The organism is Acidimicrobiales bacterium (assembly GCA_041394265.1).
Classification (GTDB): domain Bacteria; phylum Actinomycetota; class Acidimicrobiia; order Acidimicrobiales; family SZUA-35; genus JBBQUN01.
Genome location: JAWKIO010000005.1, coordinates 1,475,894 through 1,497,143, shown reverse-complemented (window position 1 = coordinate 1,497,143; position 21,250 = coordinate 1,475,894). Strand labels below are relative to the sequence as shown.

Genomic DNA, 21,250 nt, shown 5'->3' with positions numbered 1-21,250 from the left:
GATGACCGAACACACCCTCCCCGAATTCGAAGAGGAAGAGTGGGAGCACGAGATTGCTCGCCTCCTGGGCTCGCTGCCCGAGGTCGAACCACCCCCAGGGTTCCTCGAAGCCGCCATCGACCGCCGACCCCTGCACGCAGGCCGCGTGGCGGTCGGCGCACTCTCGTTGTCGGCGATGGCGCTCGTCGGCGTTGCGGTGTTCGGCCTCGTCGGGCCGGGCCGGGCCGAGTTCTCCCTCGACTGGCTGACCTCGCGTCATGCCACGGTCGCCGCCGGCATGCGATCGAGTTCGTCGACCTCGGCGGCCGTTTCGCTCGACGCGCTGTTGGCCGGCGACCCGTCGGTCGTCGTGGCCGACCAGCCGAGCGACGATCCCCTCGATCTGCCCAGTGAGTTCGAGCACGAGGCAGACTTGGTCACCGAAGACCTCCGGCAGGCGGTCTACTCCCACGGCAGCGATGCCGTGTCGGTGTTCGAGCAACCGGGACGGGCTGACTTCGACGCCTTGGGTGTCGAAGGGATCCGTGACTTCGATGGTGTCGATGCCTGGGTCGACGAACGCCGCGAGCTCATGATCGTCGAGACCACCGACGCCGTGGTCGCCGTCGTGGGACTGCAACCCGATGAGATGGCCGCGGTGCTGGCCGATGCCCGACCCCGACGCGAGGGCACCTTCGATGCAACGGTTGGCGCCCTGATGGCGGAGCTTGGCTTTCCCGAGTGATCCTGTCATCGGCGAGTATTGGTCTGGCCGCTGGCCCGGCGCGACGCCGTCCTTGGGCGTCGAGGGTAAAGCTGGCATAAAACGGAAACCGGACCCGCGTGAGCAGGTCCGGCGGTGTGGAGAACGTGGTGAGCAGGGCTGATGCCGGCTCGATGTGGGCGTCGGCCTCGGCCGGCGCCCGAAGGTTCAGCTGGCAGCGAGGCGCTGCTCGGCCCGGCGTGCCTTCAAGATGCGGCGACGCTGACGCTCCGATGCTCCGCCCCAGACGCCGTGATCGATACGGGCGTCGAGCGCGTACTCGAGGCAGGTCGCCTGCACCGGGCACGTGGCGCAGATCTTCTTGGCTACTTCGACGCCCACACCGTCGCTCGGGAAGAAGACCGAGGGTGGGTGGTTGTTGCAGTTGCCGTCGGCCATCCAATTGGTGTCCATGGCTCTACAGACGCTCGGTGGAAGCAATTGGTTCCCGTCCGATGGGAAAACTTCTCCAAGCACGTCGATGTCAATGAGCCGAACGGACCGTTTCTGCCGGTCCGGGACGCAGGCTGCCTGCTGCGGGCCCGGCGCTGTAGCCTGGGCGCATGTCTGATGTTGCGACGCTCGAAGAAGCGCCAGCTCCGGTTGCCCACGTCACGATCGTGTATACCGGACCCGTGGCCCCACACTGGGAGATGCACCGCCACTTCGGCGACGCCACCATGCTCGACGAGTTCTGGACCCGAGTCACTGCTCGACTCCTGTTGCTTCCTCGTCACGATCCCCAGTTCCGCCGCAATCGTGAGCGGGTCAACCGTGACGCCGAACGTGAACTGATCCGGGTCGACTGGGACCTGGGCGACGAGCCGCCCGCCCGCACCCAATGACCACCGCGCCGGCCCGCAGCGAGAAAGCGGTCGGCTGATGCGCGTCGTCGGCGTCGATCTCGGCGGCACCAAGGTGCTGGCGCGGATCGTCGACACCGAGACCGGATGGTCGGAGGGGCGGGCCAAGGCCTCCACTCCCCGCACCGGACCCGCCGACGTGCTCGATGTCGTGGCCAAGGCCGTCCGCTCGCTCGACGGGTGGGAGGAGGCCGACGCCATCGGCATCGGTCTTCCCGGACTCGTCGGCTCCGATGGTGTCGTCAACCGCTGCCCCAACATTGCCGGTTGGGACAATCCCGTTGCCGTGAGTGCGACGCTGGGCGCTGCCTTGGGCAAGCCCGTTGCCGTCGGCAACGATGTCAACTGCGGTGCCCTCGCCGAGCATCGGGTCGGCGCCGGACAGGGCGCGGCCGACCTGCTGGCCGTGTTCGTCGGCACCGGCGTCGGCGGCGGATTGGTCCTCGATGGTCACGTTCGTGGTGGCGCCCGGGGCATGGCGGGGGAGATCGGACACCTCACCGTCGAGCCCGGTGGTCGTCAATGCGGCTGTGGCGGTCTCGGCCACCTCGAGGCGTACGCCGGCAAGGCCGGCATCGAGCGCGAGGTGCGGGTCAGAGGCTCGAAGGGCGTGAAGTCGATGCTGGTCAGGCAGGCGGCCGACGGCCCCCTCAAGTCACGACACCTGGCCGCCGCCATCGACAACGACGACGACCTCGCCCACGAGCTCATGAACGATGCGGCCGACGCGTTGGCCGAAGGCATCGGCAACGTGGCCACCCTCATCGATCTGCAGCGTGTGGTGCTCGGCGGGGGAATCGTCGACAAGTTCGGCGAGTGGTTCGTTCGCAAGATCGTCGACAGCTCGAGCTTCGGCGGGTTTGGCACGTCGGTCTGTGAACTCCGGTTGGCCGAGCGGCTCGACGACGCGGGCGTCGTTGGTGCCGCCATGCTCGCCGGTGACCAGTTCGAGTGAGTGCCGAACGACAGGAGTTCATCTCCGCGTCACCGAACCGGGCCCTCCCAGTGGTTCACTGAACGACGCACGAAGGAGGTCGCCAGCAGACCGTGTTGGAACATCACGATGACATCGATCTGTCGAGCCGCTTCACCAACCGCGAGCTGTCCTGGCTGAACTTCAACGCCCGAGTGCTGGCACGGGCCGAAGACGAGTCGGTCCCCGAGCTCGAGCGACTCAAGTTCTGTGCCATCTACGCATCCAACCTCGATGAGTTCTTCATGGTGCGAGTCGCCGGCCTGAAGGACCAGGTGGCGGCCGGCATCACTCGAACGCCGCCCGATGGCTACACGCCCCTTGCTCAACTGCGCCACATCAAGCGCACCGCCGACCGGCAACTCGATCGACTCGAACGGATCCACGTCGATGCGCTGCGGGTTGCGCTCGCAGCCAAAGGGATCGAGATCATCGACTGGGCCGATCTCGACGACGACGAGCGCGCGTTCGCCGCCGTCGAGTTCGAGACCCGGATCTTCCCGATCCTGACGCCGCTCGCGGTCGACCCCGGGCACCCCTTCCCCTACATCTCGAACCTGTCGCTCAATCTCGCGGTGCAGGTGTTCGACCCCTCCAGCGGTCGCCAGCGCTTCGCCCGCATCAAGGTGCCACCATCGATCGATCGGTTCCTCGCCCTTCCCTCGGGCCGCTTCGTCTCGCTGGAACAGGTGATCGCAGCGCACGTCGACCAGCTGTTCCCGGGTTTCAACGTCACTGGCGCGTGGCCGTTCCGGGTCACTCGCAACGCGGATATCAGTCTCGAAGACGAGGGCGCCGAAGACCTGCTCGAAGCGGTCGAGCTCGAGCTGCGACGCCGTCGGTTCGGTCGTGCGATCCGGCTCCAGGTCGACCACACGATGCCGCCCGAGATCATGAAGTTGCTCCTGCGCGAGCTCGACCTCGAGGGTGACGACGTCTATCACTACCGAGGGCTCATCGACTGCACCGGGTACTGGCAGCTCGTTTCGCTCGACCGCCCCGAGTTGCTCATCGATTCGTACAGCGGGGTGGTGCCTCGAGAGCTGCAAGACATCGAGTCGCCGGCGGAGTTCTTCGCCCGAATTCGCCGCGGCGACATCCTGCTCCACCATCCCTACGACTCGTTCTCGGCGTCGGTCAGTGAGTTCGTGCGGTCGGCGGCGAACGACCCCATGGTGCGAGCCATCAAGCTCACCATCTATCGCACCTCGGGTGACTCGCCCATCGTGCAGTCACTGATCCACGCGGCCGAGCAAGGCAAGCAGGTCGCGGTCCTGGTCGAGGTGAAGGCCCGGTTCGACGAGCAAGCCAACATCGAATGGGCCCGACGGCTCGAAGAAGCCGGCGTCCACGTTGCGTACGGTCTCGTCGGTCTCAAGATCCACTGCAAGACCGCGCTGGTCGTGCGCGAGGAACACGACGGGCTCCGCCGGTATTGCCACATCGGCACCGGCAACTACAACCCGAAGACCGCCACGATCTACGAGGACCTCGGGCTCCTCACCGCCGATCTCCAGATCGGTGAGGACCTCAGCCAGCTCTTCAACTTCCTGACCGGCTACGGCAATCATGTCGCGTTCGAGAACCTCCTCGTGGCTCCGTACTCGCTGCGCACCGGAGTGGCTCGACTCATCGAGAACGAGCGGATGGCACCCGCCGGTGAGGGCCGCATCGTTCTCAAGTTGAACAGCCTCGTCGACGCCGACCTGATCGAAGCGCTGTACGCCGCCAGCCAGGCCGGCGTGTCGATCGATCTCATCGTCCGTGGCATCTGCTGCCTGCGACCGGGCATCCCCGGATTGTCCGAGAACATCCGGGTGCGGTCCGTCGTCGGTCGCTACCTCGAGCACTCGCGGATCCTCTACTTCGCCAACGGACGGGGCCCGGGTACGCCCAGCTACTACATCGGGTCGGCCGACCTCATGCCCCGGAACCTCGACCGTCGAGTCGAGGCGCTGGTGCGTATCGATGACCCGGCTGGGCAGGCTCGGCTCGATCAGGTCATCGAGTACGTCCTGGCCGACGACGATCTCGCCTGGACCTTGGGCCCTGACGACGAGTACCACCCCATCACCACCGGGACCTTCCAGGCCCACGATGCGTTCGAAGTGCTCGCCCGCCAGCGAGCCGGGGTCGATCGCAGTATCGACATCACCACCGAGATGCCGAGACCCGTCGTGCGTCGTCGGCCCCAGCTCCCCGACAAGAACGAGGAAACGATGAGCGAGATCGCCGTTCGGGCCGCTGGTTGCGTGGTGTGGCGCCGGATCGACGGGAAGCGTCGCTTCGCTGTCGTACACCGGCCCCGCTACGACGACTGGTCGTTCGCCAAGGGCAAGCTCGATCCGGGCGAGACCGAGCTCCAGGCCGCGCTGCGTGAAGTGCTCGAGGAGACCGGCCTCGAGGGCCAGGTCGGTCCGGCGCTCCCGACGGTCTTCTACGTCGACCACAAGGACCGCCCGAAGTCGGTGCACTACTGGCTCCTCGAACACGACAAGGGCACCTTCGTCGAGAACGATGAGGTCGACGAACTCCGTTGGTGCACCGCTCCCGAGGCGGCAGACCTTCTCACCTACGAGTACGACCGCACGTTGCTGGAACAGGCCGCCGAGCTCCTGGGCGACTGACCTCGTCATGGACGGCAGGATCCGGTGGGCCACGCCGGTCTCGCCCGAGCGATGGTTCGACGCCGAGCGACTCGAGCGGTCACGGGCCTACCACCGACCACTGGTGAGAGCCGCCACCGTCCGGTTGCTGTCGCAGGCACTGCTGCTCCTCGTCGTCGCCGTTGTCCTCGGAGCGCTGATCGAACCGGATGACTCCGGCTGGCGCGACGCCGTTGTTGCCGGGGTGCTCGTGGCGTTGGCGTGGTGGTTGCCAAAGCTGGCGGTCGACAGCTGGATGGAGTTCCACCACGAGCCGAGATTCGACGGCTCCACGCTGCCCATTGAACGGTTCGTCGCCAGCTCGCTGGTGAGCACACTCGGGGTGGTGCTGGTGGCGGCGCTGGCCGGGCCCACGTTCGGCGCACTGGTGAACGCCACGCCCTGGTGGCCGGTGATCGTGTCCTTCGGACTCGGCGCCATCGCCATTTCGACGGGCCCGGCGGTCGCCCGGGCCGCACATCGAGCGGCGCCACTCGATGCCCCAACCGAGGCCGATCTGCAGCTGGTGGCCGAGGCCGCTGGGGTGTCGAGGATCGCGTGGGGTCGTCTGGATGCCTCGATCGAGCGGGGCTTGAACGCAGTGTCCTTCGGTGGAGCGAGGTCCTTCGGTGGAGCGAGATCGCGGCGACGCAGGAGTCATCGTCGGGAGCCGCTGGTGTTGTGCAGCGAGGAACTGCTGGCCGCCGACCCCGACCTCCGCGACTTCGTGGTCGCCCACGAGATCGCACATCTTCGTCGTCGTCATCACGCCGTCGCACTCACGGCGTCACTTGCGGGAACAGCGGCGGAGGTCATGGGTCTCTGGATCATCGACCGAATGGTGTTCACGCCACTCGGGCGCGGTGTGGAAGATCCTCGGCACTGGCCGCTGGCCACCGCCGTCCTGGCGGTGATCGCGCTGCCGGTCGGTCTGCTCGAGGCCTGGGTGTCGCGTCGCCACGAACGTCAAGCCGACCTCGATGCCGCCTCGATCGTCGGGCCACCTCGATTGGCCGACCTTCGCTCGATGCATGAGCACGATCGGAGCGACTTGGACCCTGGCGCGATGGCGCGCCTGCTCGCTCACCACCCGCCGCCCGCCGAGCGGTTGCTTCTGGCTGAGCGGTCGGCGGCTCGTCGCCGTCGCTCCGGCGGCTGACCAGGTCGAGAAGCTTGCGGCCGTCACCCGATGATGGTTCCGTGTTCGCTCCCGGTTCACCTGTTGGTCACCTCCACTCCCCACCATGGTCACCGGTCGGGCGTAGCCTTGCGGTGAACGTCCGGAGAGGACCACGTGACTTCGGCAGAGAACCCGCGCCTGATGCGACGACCATTCGACGATGAACTGGAGCAACTCCGACTCCAAGTCGAGTTGATGACTCTGCTGGTCGGAAGCGCGTTCGACAAGGCCATCACGGTGCTCGCCACCGGCGACCAGGCCGTGGCTGCCGATCTCCTCGCCTCCGACGACGAGATCGACGCCATGCACGTCTCACTCACCGAGCAGTGTTACGAGCTGCTCGTCCGTGAATCGCCGCGTGCCACGGACCTCCGGCTCGTCGTGTCGGTGATCCGCGTCCTGACCGCTCTGGAGCGCATCGGTGACCTGTGCCTCCGCATTGCGAAGACCGCCGACGACCACTCGCTGTTGACCGCTCATCCGGGTGTCTTCGCCGTCTTGCGAGAACTCGGACGATGCGTGCGCGAGCGGTTCGGTATTGTGCAGGAGGCGTGGTCAGCCAACTCGATCGAGCCACTCGCCCGGCTCGAGACGGCCGAAGCGCTGGAAGACTTCGCCGATCCGCTCATGAGCCGGATCCTCGAACTCGACGGTCCCGACGCTGCTCGTGTTGCGGTTTCGGCCTTCGTGGTCGGTCGCTCGCTCGACCGCATCGGCGACCACACTCAGATCCTGTCCGCTCGATTGCACTATCTGATCACGGGCGACAACGTCTACCTTGCTGACGAAGTCATCTAGGACAGCACGAGGAACCATGCCCACCACCGACCCGAGCAAGCCGGATCACCGCAGCGCCTACCACCGTCGACTCGAGGCGCTCGACGCCAGCCTGATCCGGCTGGGTGCGATGGTGTCCGAGCTGATCCCCTGGGGCACCCAGGTGCTGCTCAACGGCGACATGGGTGAGGCCCAGAAGCTCATCGACGCCGACGACGAGATCGATCATCTGTCGGTCGAGATCGAGGAATCGGTCTACGAGATCATGGTCCTGCAGGCGCCGGTGGCCAGCGACCTTCGCCACCTCACCACCATCCTCAAGTCCGTTGGCGAACTCGAGCGGTCGGCCGACCTGGTGGTCAACATCTGCAAGGCCACCCGTCGCATGTACGGCTCGCCGATGAGCCCGAAGATCCGAGGCGTCATCGATGGCATGAGCCAGGAGGCCCGTCGTCTGATCCAGCTGGCGATGGAGGCCTTCGCCGATGCCGACAGCGCCTTGGCTGCTGCGTTGAGCGACATCGACGATGAGCTCGACAACCTGAATCGCGAGATGGTCGAAGCGGTCTTTGCCGCTCACCACGATGGTGCCATCGACCTCGCTGCCGCCGTGCAGCTGGCGCTGGTGGCCCGCTACTACGAGCGCATCGGAGACCATGCGGTGAACATCGGCGAACGAGTCGGCTACATGGTCACCGGCTGGCTCCCAGAACTCAACGGTTCGCTCCGGACCCAACACCGTGGCCAGAGCGCTGATCCGGTGGTGGCCAATCCAGGCGACGGCCCAGCCGACGGCGGTTGAGACATCCGTGATCGTCGTGTGGATCGCCATCGCGGCCGTTGCCGGAGCGGCACTCGGCGTTGCCTTCGGCCGGCGCAGTGGCCGACGGGTCGGCGGCCAGGCACGAGAGCAGCGCGAGTACATCCACGAGTCCGACGAGCGAGTCATGCAGGCCATCGAGACGCTGCCGCTGGGCATCGTGCTCTACGACGGGGCGGGCCAGCGGGTGTTCCACAACTCGTCGGCGATGGTGCTCGGTGGCAACCGGCATCAGCGGCCCCTGGTCGATGCTGCGCTCGAGGACGTGTCCTCGTGGGCCGGCGTGCACGGGCAAGCAGAGCGGTCGCTCGATCTGTTCGGCCCGCCTCGCCAGGTGCTCGAGTTCCGTGGATCGCAGGTGATGGTCGATGGCGCCTCCATCGGTGTCGTGGTGATCATCGAAGACGTCACCGAACAGCGGCGGTCGGTCGAGGTTCGCCGCGACTTCGTCGCCAACGTCTCCCACGAGCTGAAGACACCGGTGGGCGCAATGGGGATCCTCGCCGAAGCCCTCGTCGACACCGACGACCCCGCCGTGGTCGACCGGCTCGCCGGGCGGCTGCACGCCGAAGCGATCCGGCTGGGGAACACGATCGACGATCTGCTTGCACTGTCCGAGATCGAGTCCGGCTCGCTCAGCGACGAGCAACTGGTCGATCCGAGCACCGTGGTCGCTGCCGCCCTCGCTCGTTGTACTGCGGCGGCCGAGCTGCGTTCGGTCGCCATCAGCGTGCACGACGACAGCGATGGCGCCCGCGTGCTCGGTGATCGACGGCAATTGGTCGCTGCGGTCGGCAACCTCGCCGACAATGCCGTCAAGTACTCCGATCCGAACTCCGAGATCTCGCTCGCGCTGCTCCGCCGGACCGACGCAGAGGGCGAGGAGCAATTGGTCATCGAGGTCAGCGACGGTGGCATCGGTATTCCGGCCAGCGATCGCGAACGGATTTTCGAGCGCTTCTACCGGGTCGATCACGCCCGGAGTCGCAGCACCGGGGGCACCGGCCTGGGTTTGTCGATCGTTCGTCACGTGGCGATCAACCATCGAGGGTCGGTCGAACTCGAATCGGTCGAAGGTGAGGGATCCACCTTCCGCCTCGTCATCCCGCTGGCGGTGGAGCCGGCGATCCCTTCCGTCATCGGAGAAAGCTGAATCCATGTCCCTCCCATCGGTCCTCGTCGTCGAAGACGAAGAAGCATTCATCGACGCGCTCACCATCGGTCTCGAACGCGAGGGGTTCGAGGTGCGGATCGCTCGCGACGGTGCCGAGGCGATCGCCGCCTTCGATGAACGGGAACCCGACCTGATCCTGCTCGACCTCATGCTCCCGCGGATCTCGGGCATCGACGTCTGCCGCGACATCCGCACCAAGTCTCGTGTCCCGATCATCATGGTCACGGCCAAGTCGAGTGAGATCGACGTGGTCGTCGGACTCGAGGTCGGCGCCGACGACTACATCACCAAGCCCTACCGAATGCGTGAACTCATCGCACGAATGCGGGCGGTGATGCGCCGGTCCGACGATGTTCGTGACGACGCCGACCGGACGCCCGACGAGGTGCTCGAAGTCGGCGACGTCCGCATGGATCGAGCGAGCCACGAGGTCTTCGTTCGCGACGAGAAGGTCGCGCTACCGTTGAAGGAGTACGAGCTCCTGTCGCTGCTGCTCGAGAACGCTGGGCGGGTCCTGGCGCGCGACACGCTCATCGACCGCGCCTGGGGTCACGACTACGTCGGCGACACCAAGACGCTCGACGTCCACATCAAACGGTTGCGGGGCAAGATCGAAGACAACCCGAGCCAGCCGGTCAGGATCGTCACGGTGCGGGGCGTCGGCTACAAATTCGAGCGAACTGCTCCCTGAGCGCCGAACATCGCGCCTGCCAGCACCTACCATCGGGTTCGTGACGCCATCGGGCAAGAACGACACGCCGCCAAAGGGCGAGCAGCGCCGAGTTCGGCGTTCCAACCGCGAGTGGAAGTCGGTCGACCCGGCGACGTCGAAGAGTCGCGGCGCCAAGGCCTTCGTCGTCAGCCCCTTCGCCCGGTTCGCCCGCGCCCATGGACTGTCGGTTGCCGGCGACGCGCTCGTCACCATCTCCCTGGCCGATTCGTTCTTCTTCTCGCTCGACCCGAACGACGCCCGCTACAAGGTTGCGCTGTACCTGATTCTCACCGTCGCACCCTTCGGTCTGATTGCGCCGTGGCTCGGTCCGGCAATCGACCGACTCAAGGGCGGGCATCGCTACATGGTCATCGGTTCGGCGGTGGTGCGGGCCACGCTGGCACTGCTCATGGCGCTGAACACCGACAGTCTCGTCATGTTCCCGCTCGCGTTCGGGATGCTGGTGATGGGCAAGGCGTACCACGTGGCCAAGAGCGCCATGGTCCCGACGCTGGTGCCCGACGAGACACGATTGGTCCAGGCCAACTCGCGGCTGTCGATCATCACCGCGCTGTCGGCAGCGGTCGCCGGCATCCCAGGTGTGCTGCTGCTCACCATCGGCGGGGCGTCGTGGACGCTGTACTTCGACGTCTTGATCTTCCTCGCGGCTGCCGCCCTGGCGATGAAGATTCCCGCAACCAAGGTCGCAAGCGAGAAGGCCAACGAAACCGAACGGCACGAACTACGGGGCAACAACATCGTGTTGGCTGCGAGCGCCATGGGGTACATGCGGGCCGTGGTCGGGTTTCTCACGATGCTCCTGGCCTTCGAGCTGCGAGGTGGCGTCGATCCGGGTCCGACGGCCACCGGTGTCGAGATCGGTCACCGGATCCGTGAACTGACGGGCCTCGGTCGCCTCGACCTGTCGTCGGGTGGTGCCCCGGCGTGGCACTTCGGTGTCGTGCTCGCGTTCACCGGTCTTGGTGGCCTCGGCGGCGCGGTCACCTCACCCAGGCTGCGGGCGATGGTGAAGGAGGAGAAGATCCTTGCCGGTTCGCTGGCGGGTGTCGGGGTCGCCGGTGTGCTGGCGTCGCTGGCGGGCGGTCTCGTCGGTGCGGCCACCATCGCCTTTGCGGTTGGTGTCGCCGGCGGCGATGGGGAAGCAATCGTTCGATGCCATCGTGCAGCGAGACGCACCAGAAGCCAATCTCGGTCGTTCGTTCGCCAAGTTCGAGAGTCAGTTCCAGTTGCTGTGGGTGTTCGGCGCCGTGATCCCCGTGATCATCCCGATCCCGGCCCGGCTCGGGTTCCTCGGGCTGGCCGGCACCGCCGGTTTCGCGGCCGTCAGCTACTACCTCGGGCGCGACCCTGCGCCGACGGTCAAGGCGCCGAAGGCGGCCACCGAGCGGCTCCGCCGCGTCAGCTTCCGCCGTGGCCGGACGGCAGCAGACACCAACGGCGCCGACACCGGCACCATCGATCTCGCCGACCGGCCGCCCGCCACCGAGACCACCGACCTGTTCGATCAAGACCTCTTCGCTGACGACGATCCGGTGTTCGAGGCCGAACCGACTCGGGAGTATGTGCTTCCGCCGCAGGCGCCGCCGACCGGACCGCCAACGGTCGATCGGGACTGAGAGGCCCGAAGACTTCTCGAGCGGCCGAATCAGAGGTCGTCGAGGCCTGAGAGGTCGTCGGGGATCTCGATGTCGGGCAGCTCCATGTCGGGGTCGAGTCCGACCCGCGCCAGCCACAGTCCGGGAGCGTCGAGTTCGGCCGCGGTCGGCATGTCGAGTTCGTCGCCCCACAGCTTCTCGATGCCGGCGTCACCGACGCGCTCGATGATGCCATTGATGAAACGCCGGCCACGATCGAGCGTGCCCTCGGTGATGTTGATGCCGAGAAGACGCTCCATGAACCGATCGGCGGGGTTCACCGCGAGGGTTCGTTCACGCATGGCCTGACGGATCAGCGCATGGTTCGGCACCAGCGTGAGGCAGACCCGCTCGACGGCGAAGTCGACCATGCCGAGGAAGGCGGCAACCAACGCATCGAGCTGCGGCATGAGCAGGTCGTGGGTCCGGGTTCGCATGAGCGAGAGGATGGCCTCGGGGTCGTTGAATTGCTCGGAGAGTTCCTGGATCTTGCTCAGGTCTTCCAGACCGCCGATGTGGCCGAACTCCTGCTCGATGCGCGCTGGGTCGAGGCGGAAGGCGGTGGCGAAGTCGATGAACAGGGCGTCGAAGTGGCGGCGGACGTGCGGGATCGTGATCAGCGCGTGGCTCGCCAGTTCGTGGACCAGGATCCACATGCGGAGCTCGTCGACTGGAACGCCCCATTCGTCGGCGGCATCGTCGATGGCCGACGGCACCACGAGCACCCGATCCGACGAACGGGGGACCGGCAGCTCGTACTGACCGAGCGCATGCTGGCCGAGATGGCCGATCATGGCGCCGGCACTGGCCGCCACCATCATGGGGGCAAGACTCGAGAACATCGTGCCGAACATCGCGGCGAAGGGATCGGCTCCGGATGCGAGATCGGGCGGGCCGACCTGGCCGATGGCCTCGCCGAAGCGTTCGAAGAACTGGCGATAGGCGTCGAGCGAGTCGGTGGTCCACTGGGCTCGGGTGACCGGCTTGACGCCAACCGAGGTGGAGTGCAGCGCTGGTGACGAGGCAACGCCTGGAACCTCGGCAAGGTAGAGGAGGGCGACGCGGGCGAGATCTTCGAGCGCGATGCGGACCTTCGGCTCGACGTTCGGTTCGCTTTCACCCTCGGAGGCGACCGCCTGCGCGATCTGGGCTGCTTGCTGCCATGGGTCGGCGTTTCCGAAGGCCCCGAACAGTTTGCTCAGATCACCAAAAGGAAACTCGCCCCCACCGAGTGGATCGGAACCAGTCACAAGGGCATCGTAGAGCGGTGAGAGCAATCGCGGTCACCGGGGCAGCCGGAGCACTGGGTCGGCGGACCCTTCGTCAGTTGGCGGCACATCCCGACATCGACCGCATCGTCGCCATCGACCGTGTCGCGCAGGCGTCACCGGTGGCCAAGGTCGAATACCTCCGCCTCGACCTGCGGCGCCAACCGATCGACCGAGCCATCACCGGCTGTTCGACGATCGTGCACCTGGCCGAAGAAGCCGGCCAGCCGAACGACTCGACCGCAACGATGACCATGCTCGCCACGGTGCTCGATGGTGCGACGGCCGCCGGCGTGCCCCATGTCGTTGCGCTCTCGTCGGCCATGGCCTACGGCGCACATCCTGACAATCCGATCCCGCTCACCGAGGCTCAACCGCTCCGTCCCGTGCCGGAGCTGGCCTACGCCGTCGCCAAGCGCGATCTCGAGGAGTCGGTGTGGGCGTGGGCCGAGGCCGACACCAGCCGCCGGGCCACCGTGTTGCGACCGACCACCACCTTGTCGGAACAGGGGGTGGCGTGGGCGGCGCGTGTGCTGCGCAGTGCCACGATCGTTCGACCCGACCAGGTCGACCCACCGTTGCAGTTCCTGCACTACGACGATCTCGCTTCCGCCATCGCTTACGTGGCGCGCCGCGAGCTCGCCGGCGCCTACAACGTGGCGCCCGACGGTTGGATCGGACCCGACGTGTTCCGCGACCTCGTCGGTGGGGTGCAGCTCCGGGTGCCGGAGCGCGTCAACGACAACTGGCTGGCGGCCACCCGAAAGCTCGGCCTGCGCTCGTCGCCGCCGGGCATCGAGGCGTACGTGCGGTACCCGTGGGTCGTGTCCAACGATCGGTTGCGAACCGCCGGGTGGGTCCCGACGTTCTCCAACAGCGAAGCCTTTGTGATCGGCACCCCTCCACCGCCGTGGTCGGTCACGGCCCAGCAGCGACAAGAGCTCGCCCTCGCCGCCGCCGGGATCGGCTTGGCCGGTGTCGCCGCGGTCGCAGCCGGGGTTGCCCGCCGTCTTCTCCGCTGACCCCCGCCGAATCCCTCCGGCGATCGGCGGTGCCGATCAGCCGATGGATCGGCGGTGTCAACCGGCCCGGCTGCCGATGGTGATGTCGGCGGTGAAGGTGTCGTCGCCCCGGCGCACATCGAACTCGATCTGATTGCCGACGCCCGCTCGGCGGATCGCCTGCACGATGCCGGCCAGGTGTTGGAGCGGCTCGCCGTCGACCGAGAGGAGGACATCGCCTGCTGCGAGGCCGGCAACGGCCGCCGGACCTCCTGGTTCCACCGATCGGAGGACGATCCCGTCAGCGACGCCCTCGCCCTCGATGCCCAGCCAGCCGATGTGGGCCCACCCGGTCTCGCGGATCGTGTGCGCCGTTGCCCGCAGCGACTCGATCGGCAGCGCTGATGCCAGGTGGCGGTCGCAGGCGATGACCATGGCGATCGTGTTGCCGCGATCATCGACCACCGCGCCGCCGGGGCCGTGCACCGGGGTCCGGATCGTGGTCTGCAGTGCGTCGAAGACCATGTCGCCGCTGCTGGTCATGACGTCTTGGTCGGTTGCAGACAGCTCGCCGCCGACTGCGGTCGGGGTGGTCTGTCCGCTGGCAGCGAGGATCCAGACCGTGCTCCCTGGCGTCATTGCGGCGTCGTCGTCGGTTGAAGCGAGCCGGACTGGCTCAGGGAGAAGGTCGGGGTCGAGGGTGGCGACGACGGCCAGGTCGCTGAACGGGTCCGAGCCTGCGACCAGGCCGGCAAGCGTCTCGTCCGAACCAGTCGCGATGAGCACCTCCGATCGACCGCCGAGCTCGTGCGCACTGGTGAGCACCATCCCGTCGACCACCAGGCCGGTGGCAACGAGTGAGCGATCGTCGGCGTCGAGCAGGGCGACCACTCCCGACGCACCCGCTTCGAGGGTGGGGGGAAGCGTCGAGCTGACCAGGACCTGCGTGGTGGTGGCGGTTGCAGTTGTCGAGGTGGTCGAGTCGTCGTCGCTCTCGCGACCGTCCTCGTCGCCGTCGTGCGAGGTCGTGGGCGTAGGCGTCGCATTGTCGCCGTCGGGGGACCAGATCGGCGCCGAGGTGGCGAGGAGCGTGGCGTCGTCGACATCGTCGGAGCCGCCGGTAAATGGCCTGGCCACCGCCGTGCCGAGCACGACGACACCGATCAAGCCGATGGCGCAGCCACCGAGGAAGGAAAACGAGCGCCAGCGAGCTCGAGGCGCCGGTGACAGGTCTCGGAGTGCGGCAGCGTTGGCGGATGCAATCTCCGAGGGATGACGCCACTGGCGCAACGACGGATCGGGCGGCGGCCCGAGCGGGGCGTCGTCTTCTTCGCCGTCGTCTGGTGTCACGGGTCCAGACAGTACAACTCTCGGTGGGCGGAACTTCCGCGACCCCCAGAATGCGGCGGGATCCGGCCTAACATACGCAGTCGTGACCCCTCCGGAACCTTCCTGTCTCCCGCCGGTGTCCGGCGACACCTGGGTCGGATTGTCGGAAGCACCGTTGCCGCTCGATGCCGTGTCCGCCTGGGCCGTGCGTCCCGACTGCGGCGCGGTGGTGGTCTTCTCAGGAACGGCTCGCGACCACTCGGTCGGTCGTGACCAGGTCGATCGCCTCGAATACGAGGCCTACGAGGAGCAGGTCATCCCTCGCTTGGCTGCCATCGCCGATGCCGCTCGCGAGCGTTGGCCCGACCTCGGTCGCATCGCGTTGATCCATCGGATCGGTCATGTGCCCATCACCGAATCGGCGGTCGTGGTGGCCGTCTCGGCCCCGCATCGGGGCAACGCCTTCGACGCTGCTCGCTTCGGGATCGACACGCTGAAGTCGACCGTGCCGGTGTGGAAGAAGGAGCGGTGGGCAGAAGGTGAGAGCTGGGGCCTCGAGGCCCAGCATCTGGTCGAGATCGACGACCTTCCGGCGGAAGGTTCGGCATGAGCCGCGACCTGGCCATCGACCTGGGAACGGCCAACACACTGGTGTGGGCCCGAGGCGAAGGCATCGTGCTCAACGAACCGTCGGTCATTGCGCTCAACACGCGCTCGGGCGATGTGCTCGCCATCGGTCGAGACGCCTGGCGCATGATCGGACGCACGCCCAGCCACATCGTCGCCGTCCGGCCCTTGCGCAAGGGCGCCATCACCGACTTCGAGATCACCGAGCGCATGATCCGCCTGGTGTTGCACCGGGCCGGGGTCAGTCGGTTCAACCGGCCCCGGGTCATCATCTGCGTGCCGTCGGCGATCACTGCGGTCGAGCAGCGTGCGGTCCGTGAGGCGGCTCGCCGCGCCGGCGCCGCCGAGGCCCACCTGCTCGAACAGCCCATGGCGGCAGCCATCGGTGCCGGTCTGCCCATCGAGCAACCGGTTGGGTCGATGGTCGTCGACATCGGCGGCGGCACCACCGAGACGGCGCTCATCTCCCTCGGGGGCGTGGTGGCGCTGGAGGCCGTCCGGGTCGGCAGCTTCGACATCGACGCCGCCATCCAGGCATTCGTCCGGCGTGAACACGGCATCGCCGTCGGTGAGCAGACCGCCGAGCAGATCAAGTTGGCCGTCGGGTCGGCCTGGCCGACCGTCGACGACGAATGGGGCGCCGAAGTGCGCGGCCGCGAACTGATGAGCGGACTGCCCCGCACCGTCACCCTCACCGCTCCCGAGGTACGCGAGGCCATCGAAGAACCGGTGTCGGCCATGGTCGACTCCGTCGTGTCGTGTCTGGGTTCCGCCCCACCGGAGCTGGCGCAGGATCTCATCGTTCGCGGCATCCATCTGGTTGGTGGTGGGGGCATGTTGCGCGGGCTCGATACTCGTATCGGCAATGCAGCCCGGGTCGACGTCAACCTTGTGAAGCAACCACTCGAATCGGTCGTCCTCGGTGCCGGCCAATGCATCGAGTCGTTCGACGAGGTTGGCGACATGTTCATGTCGAGCCGCAGCCGTCGCTGAGTCGAGCGTCCCATCGGCGTGCAGTAGCCTCGGCGGTCATGCAACCCTTGACGACCGCCGATCTCGCCGCCCTCACGCTCGACAACGTGGCCCTCAGCGTCACCCCGACCAAGACTGGCGACGTGGTCACGGTCACCATGAATCGGCCGGAGCGCCGCAACGCGCTGTCGCTCGATCACATGCACGATCTCATCGCGGCCTTCGAGGCGGTGGCCCAGACCGAGGCCGTGGGTGTCATCGTCGCCGGGAACGGCCCGGCCTTCAGCGCCGGCCACGACTTCGCCGACATGGCGGGAGCCGACTACCGCTTCACCCGTGATCTGCTCAGTGTGTGCACGCAGCTCATGCTGTTGATCCAAGACGTTCCTCAGGTCGTCATCGCCCGGGTGCACGGCATCGCCACCGCGGCCGGCTGCCAGATGGTGGCGTCGTGCGACTTGGCCGTGGCTGCCGACGTGGCCACCTTCGCCGCCCCCGGCGGACGTGGCGGCTGGTTCTGCCACACCCCGATGGTCGGTATCAGCCGCAACATCGGACGCAAGCGAGCGATGGAGCTGTCATTGACCGGCGACGCCATCGATGCCGAGACCGCACTCGAGTGGGGATTGCTGAACTCGGTCGTGCCCTCCGACGAACTCGACGGGGCGGTGTTCGACCTCATGTTCCGCGCCACCCGGGGCAGCCGGTTCTCGAAGGCCATGGGCAAGCAGACGCTGTATCGGCACCTCGATCTCAACCTGCCCGAGGCGTACCGCCACGCCGTCGAGGTCATGGCAGCCACCAGTCAGAGCCATGACGCCCAGGAGGGCATGGCGAGCTTCGTCGAGAAGCGCAGCGCCACCTGGGAACATCGCTGAGGACGTCCTCGTCGTCTGACCCAACGCAGGCCGTTCAGGGGCTCTGTCGAAGGTCTTCGATCTGCTCCAGCAGGTGGCGTCGCAACGCGTCATCGCGGGCCAACTCGGCCGCTCGACCGTAGGACCGGCAAGCGTCGTCGATCCGGTCAGTGCGACGGAAGGCCATGGCGAGCGCAGCGTGGAACGGACCGTAGGCGTCGAGCTGCGTCGCCAGTGGGCCGAGCAACTCGAGTGCGGCGTCGGGATCATCGGCTTCCATCACGGCGATCGCCCTGTTCATGGCAACGACGGGGGTAGGGCTGATCGCATACAGATGGTCGTAGAGCCCGACGATCTGCGGCCAATCCGTCGTCTCGAAGGTGGGGGCGTGGCAGTGCACCGCCTGGATCGCCGCCTGCAGCTGGTAGGGGCCGGGCTCGTCACGTTCGATGCAGGCGCGCACGAGGTCGTGGCCCTCGTCGATCTGGGATCGAGTCCATCGGCTGCGGTCCTGATCGCGGAGCACGACGATCGCACCATTGCGACGGCGGGCGGGCATTCGTGCATCGTTGAGCAAGAGGAGGGCGAGCAGCCCGCTCGCCTCGGGTTGGTCGGGGAGAAGCTCGACGACGGCGCGGGCCAGCCGAATGGCTTCGAGCCGAAGGGCTCGTTGTTCCTCGTGCGCGTCGGCGGCGGCGTTGTAGATGAGGTAGATGACCGACAACACGGCGGCGATACGCTGCGGAAGCTCGCGCCCGTCAGGCACACGGTACGGAACACTGGCGGCGGCGATCTTGTACTTCGCCCGGGTGAGGCGTTTCGCCATGGCCGCCTCGGAAACGAGAAAGGCCTGGGCGATCTCCTCCACCCCGAGTCCACCGATCAGGCGGAGAGTGAGCGCAATCTGGTGTTCGACACGCAGCGAGGGATGGCAGCAGGTGAAGATGAGCGCCAGCCGATCGTCGGTGAGCGACTGCTGCTCGATCTCGGCGGTGGCGTCGTCGAACGGCCCGTTCTCGGCGGCACTGCTGCCGACCACCCCATTCTGGGCAGCGCTGCGTTCGAGCTTGTCGCCCCGGACCTGGCGGCGAACGACGTCGATGCCTCGTCGACGTGCGGTCGTGACGATCCAGCCGTGCGGATTGGGCGGGATCCCGTCGCGTTGCCACCGATCGCTGGCGATCACGAAGGCATCCTGGACCGCATCCTCGGCCAGACCGATGTCGCCGAAGCGACGAGTCAGCGTGGCAACCGCGTGTCCGTAGACGTCGCGAAACACCGCCTCGATGCTCGTTTCGGGCGGCGGTCCACCGTTCAACGGGCTGCGTCAGGGAGGTGGTCGGCCATCCGTCCGGTTGCGGCGAACGGCTGCACCTCGATGGGTCGCCCGATGCACTCGGCAACCCGAGCGGCCCACGCCAGGGCGACATCGAGGTCATCGGCCTCGATGATGTAGAAGCCAGCGATGTGCTCCTTCGCCTCGACGAATGGACCGTCGGTCATGACCACGTTCCCTCCGTCGGCGGTCACGACGGTCGCCGCGTCGGGGGTGTGGAGGCGGCCGCTGAAGGCGAAGTTGCCACGGGCGATCATGTCCTCTTCGAGTTCGATCATTGCGGTCATCATCCGCTGCATGTCCGCCGGTGGCGCCGGAGGGCCCGGTGGGTCGGCATCGTCCTGGGCCGCGTAGGTCGAGAGCAGGTAGTGCGGCATCGTGCGCTCCTCAGGCCTCGAAGCCGATGGCGGCAAGTGGGCGGTACATGGTGATCTTCGGCGGGCCGGCCATGAGCGGTCCCATCGAGGCGATGGCCTCTCGCATCGCCTCGGTCTGACCGTGTGCCTGAGCAGATTCGGCATCGGCCATCACGGCGAAGAACGCGAACGTGTCGTCGTCACTGCGGTGGTAGGAATACACCTCCAAACCGGGCTCGTGTCGTGCGGCGTCGACCATCGAGACCAGGACGGCCTCCATGTCGTCACCCTTGCCGTCTTGGCACGCGATCGTGCCCATCATCGTCACCTTCGACATGTCTTGCTCCTCTGTTTCTGAGATGGCTGTGCTGACAGGCGTCGCGATGCCTGCGGTTGGTGATCTCACGAACGAGTGTGATCGATCAGGACACCTTGGCCGAAGAAACTCAGTAGGAAATCACGGCTCGCCGTCGTTGGTGTCGGTCGGTGGGGGACCGAGGAGGTCCTCGGCTGCTTGCCGCACCTGCCAGTCCCGGTCGGCGAGCGCGGCCTCGAGGGCGGCATCGACCTCGGGCCCGTCGAAGGGCGCAAGGGCGATGACCGCTCGGCGGCGCACGGTGGCCTTGTCGTCGAGTGCTGCGAGGATCGTGGCCTTGCCTGCATGCAGTGCACCGAGCGCTGCGACCGCCGACTCGCGGGCGAGTGCATCGGCGTGGTGGAGCGCCTGATCTTCGAGCGCAGCCACGATCGACGGGTCGGCGTCCTCGAGCTCGCCGAGGACGAACGCGGCAAGCTCGGCGAGGTCGGTCTCGGTGCCGAGAAAGCCGGCAACGGCGGACGCGAGCGATCGGCCGGCGTGGTGGCGCGCCGTCAGCTCGAGCGCCCGACGGCGCACGATGGGCGACGGATCGGCGAAGGACTGCTCGAGCTGTGAGGCCTCGAGCCGATCGGCCCTCAGTAGCCCGCCGAGGGCCGCCGCCCGCAGGTTCGGGTCGTCGTGACGGATTGCTTGCTCGAGTGTCGCGACATCGGCCCGGTGACCTGCGATGATCACGGAACGCAGATCGAGCAATCGGGGAGGTGGGTGGTTATCGAGCACTAGATCTGGAATGCTAGTAGCGCTGTGCCATCCGGAGCGGCGAAGCCTGCACAAGCCCGCAACGTAATCTGGGCAGGAATCAAGGAGTCAACAACACATGTCTCACATGGTCATCTATCGAGGGACCGACGGTAAGCCCGCCTATCACGAAGTCGAAGACATCCACGACGCCGTGCAATACGTGGAACAGCTGCGCAACGATCAGGGCGTCGAGCACGCCACCATCCACCGGATGGAACAGGTGAACTTCGAGTACCGCCCGTACTTCCGAGTCGAGCTGCGCTCCGCGTCCGGCGAGCTCCTCAGCGGTGGCCCCGCTCCGGCCGCTGTCGCTGCTGCACCCCCCGCCGCCCCGGCTGCAGCACCTGCCGTCGAGGCCCCACCGACCGCTGCTCCGCCCCAGGACGTGCCCGCTCAGGCTGCTGCCGCCCCCACGGTGGTCGAAACCGCAGCGCCGGCCGAGTCGGCCCCGTCGTCGAGTGAGCCGAGTGTTTCGGGCTCAGACGCCGACAACGGCGTCGGCGCTCGTCGAGGCCTGTTCGGCCGCTGAGACGGCTCCCTGCTCGTTGCGAGTGGGGTCGAACCGAAGAATGATCGCTGCGTGGGGTGATGTCGGGCGGGCCGGCGTCACCCTGCGGCGCGTTCGAGGAGCAAAAGGGTCAGCAGGAACGCCAACCCGAGGGCGACGGCGAGGATGACGCCGATGATGACCACCAGCGAACCTAAGCTGATGAGCGCAGTGAGTCGTCGCCACAGTGGCGTGCGGACACGGGGAATCTGTCGTTTTCTCGAGTCCGGGGCCGAAGCTGACGATGTCTGTGACGCTAGTTCCATGCGAAGTGCCCTCGAGTTCTGGGCTGCCCG

At 67.0% G+C, this 21,250-nt stretch carries 23 protein-coding genes; 15 read left to right on the top strand and 8 right to left on the bottom strand.

The annotated features are described in order from the left end of the window. The first annotated feature begins 1 nt into the window (after window position 1). Entirely contained in the window at window positions 2-724 is a 723-nt protein-coding gene (locus R2733_07250) for a hypothetical protein (GenBank protein ID MEZ5376299.1), read from the top strand. A 186-nt stretch (window positions 725-910) separates the two neighbouring features. Here the strand turns inward: R2733_07250 and R2733_07245 are convergent, their stop codons facing one another. Continuing rightward, the gene (locus R2733_07245; protein MEZ5376298.1) at window positions 911-1,156 is read right to left on the bottom strand and encodes a WhiB family transcriptional regulator; all 246 of its coding nucleotides are present in this window, start codon (window positions 1,154-1,156) and stop codon (window positions 911-913) included. Between the two features lie 149 nt (window positions 1,157-1,305). Here R2733_07245 and R2733_07240 point away from each other — a divergent pair, with 149 nt between their 5' ends. From R2733_07240 to R2733_07200, 9 genes are all read left to right on the top strand, one after another. After that, entirely contained in the window at window positions 1,306-1,587 is a 282-nt protein-coding gene (locus tag R2733_07240) for a hypothetical protein (protein MEZ5376297.1), read from the top strand. A gap of 37 nt (window positions 1,588-1,624) precedes the next feature. After that, the gene (locus R2733_07235; GenBank protein MEZ5376296.1) at window positions 1,625-2,560 is read left to right on the top strand and encodes an ROK family protein; all 936 of its coding nucleotides are present in this window, start codon (window positions 1,625-1,627) and stop codon (window positions 2,558-2,560) included. Between the two features lie 95 nt (window positions 2,561-2,655). Then, window positions 2,656-5,205, top strand: coding sequence for a polyphosphate kinase 1 (ppk1, locus tag R2733_07230; GenBank protein ID MEZ5376295.1), 2,550 nt, complete (start codon window positions 2,656-2,658; stop codon window positions 5,203-5,205). A 7-nt stretch (window positions 5,206-5,212) separates the two neighbouring features. Further along, window positions 5,213-6,382: a M48 family metalloprotease gene (locus tag R2733_07225; protein MEZ5376294.1), complete on the top strand. Its 1,170-nt coding sequence runs from the start codon at window positions 5,213-5,215 to the stop codon at window positions 6,380-6,382. A 216-nt stretch (window positions 6,383-6,598) separates the two neighbouring features. Further along, window positions 6,599-7,201, top strand: a complete 603-nt coding sequence (locus tag R2733_07220; GenBank protein MEZ5376293.1) for a PhoU domain-containing protein — start codon at window positions 6,599-6,601, stop codon at window positions 7,199-7,201. 16 nt (window positions 7,202-7,217) lie between these two features. Beyond that, a complete protein-coding gene (gene phoU / locus R2733_07215; protein MEZ5376292.1) occupies window positions 7,218-7,982 on the top strand; it encodes a phosphate signaling complex protein PhoU in 765 nt (254 codons plus the stop codon). A 7-nt stretch (window positions 7,983-7,989) separates the two neighbouring features. Next, window positions 7,990-9,153, top strand: coding sequence for an ATP-binding protein (locus tag R2733_07210; protein ID MEZ5376291.1), 1,164 nt, complete (start codon window positions 7,990-7,992; stop codon window positions 9,151-9,153). A 4-nt stretch (window positions 9,154-9,157) separates the two neighbouring features. After that, a complete protein-coding gene (locus R2733_07205) occupies window positions 9,158-9,865 on the top strand; it encodes a response regulator transcription factor (GenBank protein ID MEZ5376290.1) in 708 nt (235 codons plus the stop codon). Between the two features lie 40 nt (window positions 9,866-9,905). Then, entirely contained in the window at window positions 9,906-11,429 is a 1,524-nt protein-coding gene (locus tag R2733_07200) for a hypothetical protein (GenBank protein ID MEZ5376289.1), read from the top strand. Between the two features lie 123 nt (window positions 11,430-11,552). Here R2733_07200 and R2733_07195 read toward each other — a convergent pair whose 3' ends face one another. Further along, entirely contained in the window at window positions 11,553-12,791 is a 1,239-nt protein-coding gene (locus tag R2733_07195; protein MEZ5376288.1) for a zinc-dependent metalloprotease, read from the bottom strand. Window positions 12,792-12,808: 17 nt separating this feature from the next. Here R2733_07195 and R2733_07190 point away from each other — a divergent pair, with 17 nt between their 5' ends. Beyond that, window positions 12,809-13,831 (top strand): NAD-dependent epimerase/dehydratase family protein, encoded by a 1,023-nt coding sequence (locus R2733_07190; GenBank protein MEZ5376287.1) that lies wholly within the window; start codon window positions 12,809-12,811, stop codon window positions 13,829-13,831. A 57-nt stretch (window positions 13,832-13,888) separates the two neighbouring features. On the opposite strand, the gene R2733_07185 is transcribed toward R2733_07190, so the two are convergent. After that, window positions 13,889-15,160: a S1C family serine protease gene (locus R2733_07185; GenBank protein ID MEZ5376286.1), complete on the bottom strand. Its 1,272-nt coding sequence runs from the start codon at window positions 15,158-15,160 to the stop codon at window positions 13,889-13,891. 82 nt (window positions 15,161-15,242) lie between these two features. Here R2733_07185 and R2733_07180 point away from each other — a divergent pair, with 82 nt between their 5' ends. The 3 genes from R2733_07180 to R2733_07170 are packed head-to-tail and all read left to right on the top strand — an operon-like array spanning window position 15,243 to window position 17,616. Further along, window positions 15,243-15,749, top strand: coding sequence for a molybdenum cofactor biosynthesis protein MoaE (locus R2733_07180; GenBank protein ID MEZ5376285.1), 507 nt, complete (start codon window positions 15,243-15,245; stop codon window positions 15,747-15,749). Then, window positions 15,746-16,759, top strand: coding sequence for a rod shape-determining protein (locus R2733_07175; protein ID MEZ5376284.1), 1,014 nt, complete (start codon window positions 15,746-15,748; stop codon window positions 16,757-16,759). The genes R2733_07180 and R2733_07175 overlap by 4 nt, the downstream gene beginning before the upstream one ends. Window positions 16,760-16,797: 38 nt before the next feature. Next, window positions 16,798-17,616, top strand: a complete 819-nt coding sequence (locus R2733_07170) for an enoyl-CoA hydratase-related protein (GenBank protein ID MEZ5376283.1) — start codon at window positions 16,798-16,800, stop codon at window positions 17,614-17,616. A 34-nt stretch (window positions 17,617-17,650) separates the two neighbouring features. Here R2733_07170 and R2733_07165 read toward each other — a convergent pair whose 3' ends face one another. From R2733_07165 to R2733_07150, 4 genes are all read right to left on the bottom strand, one after another. Continuing rightward, window positions 17,651-18,874: a DUF6596 domain-containing protein gene (locus tag R2733_07165; GenBank protein ID MEZ5376282.1), complete on the bottom strand. Its 1,224-nt coding sequence runs from the start codon at window positions 18,872-18,874 to the stop codon at window positions 17,651-17,653. A 35-nt stretch (window positions 18,875-18,909) separates the two neighbouring features. Further along, window positions 18,910-19,308 (bottom strand): YciI family protein, encoded by a 399-nt coding sequence (locus R2733_07160; GenBank protein ID MEZ5376281.1) that lies wholly within the window; start codon window positions 19,306-19,308, stop codon window positions 18,910-18,912. A 10-nt stretch (window positions 19,309-19,318) separates the two neighbouring features. Then, window positions 19,319-19,624, bottom strand: coding sequence for a putative quinol monooxygenase (locus R2733_07155; protein ID MEZ5376280.1), 306 nt, complete (start codon window positions 19,622-19,624; stop codon window positions 19,319-19,321). 120 nt (window positions 19,625-19,744) lie between these two features. Next, window positions 19,745-20,386, bottom strand: coding sequence for a hypothetical protein (locus tag R2733_07150; GenBank protein MEZ5376279.1), 642 nt, complete (start codon window positions 20,384-20,386; stop codon window positions 19,745-19,747). Between the two features lie 97 nt (window positions 20,387-20,483). Between R2733_07150 and R2733_07145 the strand changes: the two genes are divergently transcribed. After that, window positions 20,484-20,936 (top strand): hypothetical protein, encoded by a 453-nt coding sequence (locus R2733_07145; GenBank protein MEZ5376278.1) that lies wholly within the window; start codon window positions 20,484-20,486, stop codon window positions 20,934-20,936. 77 nt (window positions 20,937-21,013) lie between these two features. Here R2733_07145 and R2733_07140 read toward each other — a convergent pair whose 3' ends face one another. After that, complete coding sequence (locus R2733_07140; protein MEZ5376277.1) at window positions 21,014-21,220, bottom strand: hypothetical protein; 207 nt, start codon at window positions 21,218-21,220, stop codon at window positions 21,014-21,016. Between the last annotated feature and the right edge of the window lie 30 nt (window positions 21,221-21,250).

Excerpts from the sequence above, each read along its gene's own strand:
- R2733_07250 (MEZ5376299.1), top strand. The coding sequence starts at position 2 with ATGACCGAACACACCCTCCCCGAATTCGAAGAGGAAGAGTGGGAGCAC.
- R2733_07245 (MEZ5376298.1), bottom strand. The coding sequence starts at position 1,156 with ATGGACACCAATTGGATGGCCGACGGCAACTGCAACAACCACCCACCC.
- R2733_07240 (MEZ5376297.1), top strand. The coding sequence starts at position 1,306 with ATGTCTGATGTTGCGACGCTCGAAGAAGCGCCAGCTCCGGTTGCCCAC.
- R2733_07235 (MEZ5376296.1), top strand. The coding sequence starts at position 1,625 with ATGCGCGTCGTCGGCGTCGATCTCGGCGGCACCAAGGTGCTGGCGCGG.
- R2733_07225 (MEZ5376294.1), top strand. The coding sequence starts at position 5,213 with ATGGACGGCAGGATCCGGTGGGCCACGCCGGTCTCGCCCGAGCGATGG.
- R2733_07220 (MEZ5376293.1), top strand. The coding sequence starts at position 6,599 with ATGACTCTGCTGGTCGGAAGCGCGTTCGACAAGGCCATCACGGTGCTC.
- phoU (MEZ5376292.1), top strand. The coding sequence starts at position 7,218 with ATGCCCACCACCGACCCGAGCAAGCCGGATCACCGCAGCGCCTACCAC.
- R2733_07205 (MEZ5376290.1), top strand. The coding sequence starts at position 9,158 with ATGTCCCTCCCATCGGTCCTCGTCGTCGAAGACGAAGAAGCATTCATC.
- R2733_07175 (MEZ5376284.1), top strand. The coding sequence starts at position 15,746 with ATGAGCCGCGACCTGGCCATCGACCTGGGAACGGCCAACACACTGGTG.
- R2733_07170 (MEZ5376283.1), top strand. The coding sequence starts at position 16,798 with ATGCAACCCTTGACGACCGCCGATCTCGCCGCCCTCACGCTCGACAAC.
- R2733_07160 (MEZ5376281.1), bottom strand. The coding sequence starts at position 19,308 with ATGCCGCACTACCTGCTCTCGACCTACGCGGCCCAGGACGATGCCGAC.
- R2733_07155 (MEZ5376280.1), bottom strand. The coding sequence starts at position 19,624 with ATGTCGAAGGTGACGATGATGGGCACGATCGCGTGCCAAGACGGCAAG.
- R2733_07145 (MEZ5376278.1), top strand. The coding sequence starts at position 20,484 with ATGTCTCACATGGTCATCTATCGAGGGACCGACGGTAAGCCCGCCTAT.
- R2733_07140 (MEZ5376277.1), bottom strand. The coding sequence starts at position 21,220 with ATGGAACTAGCGTCACAGACATCGTCAGCTTCGGCCCCGGACTCGAGA.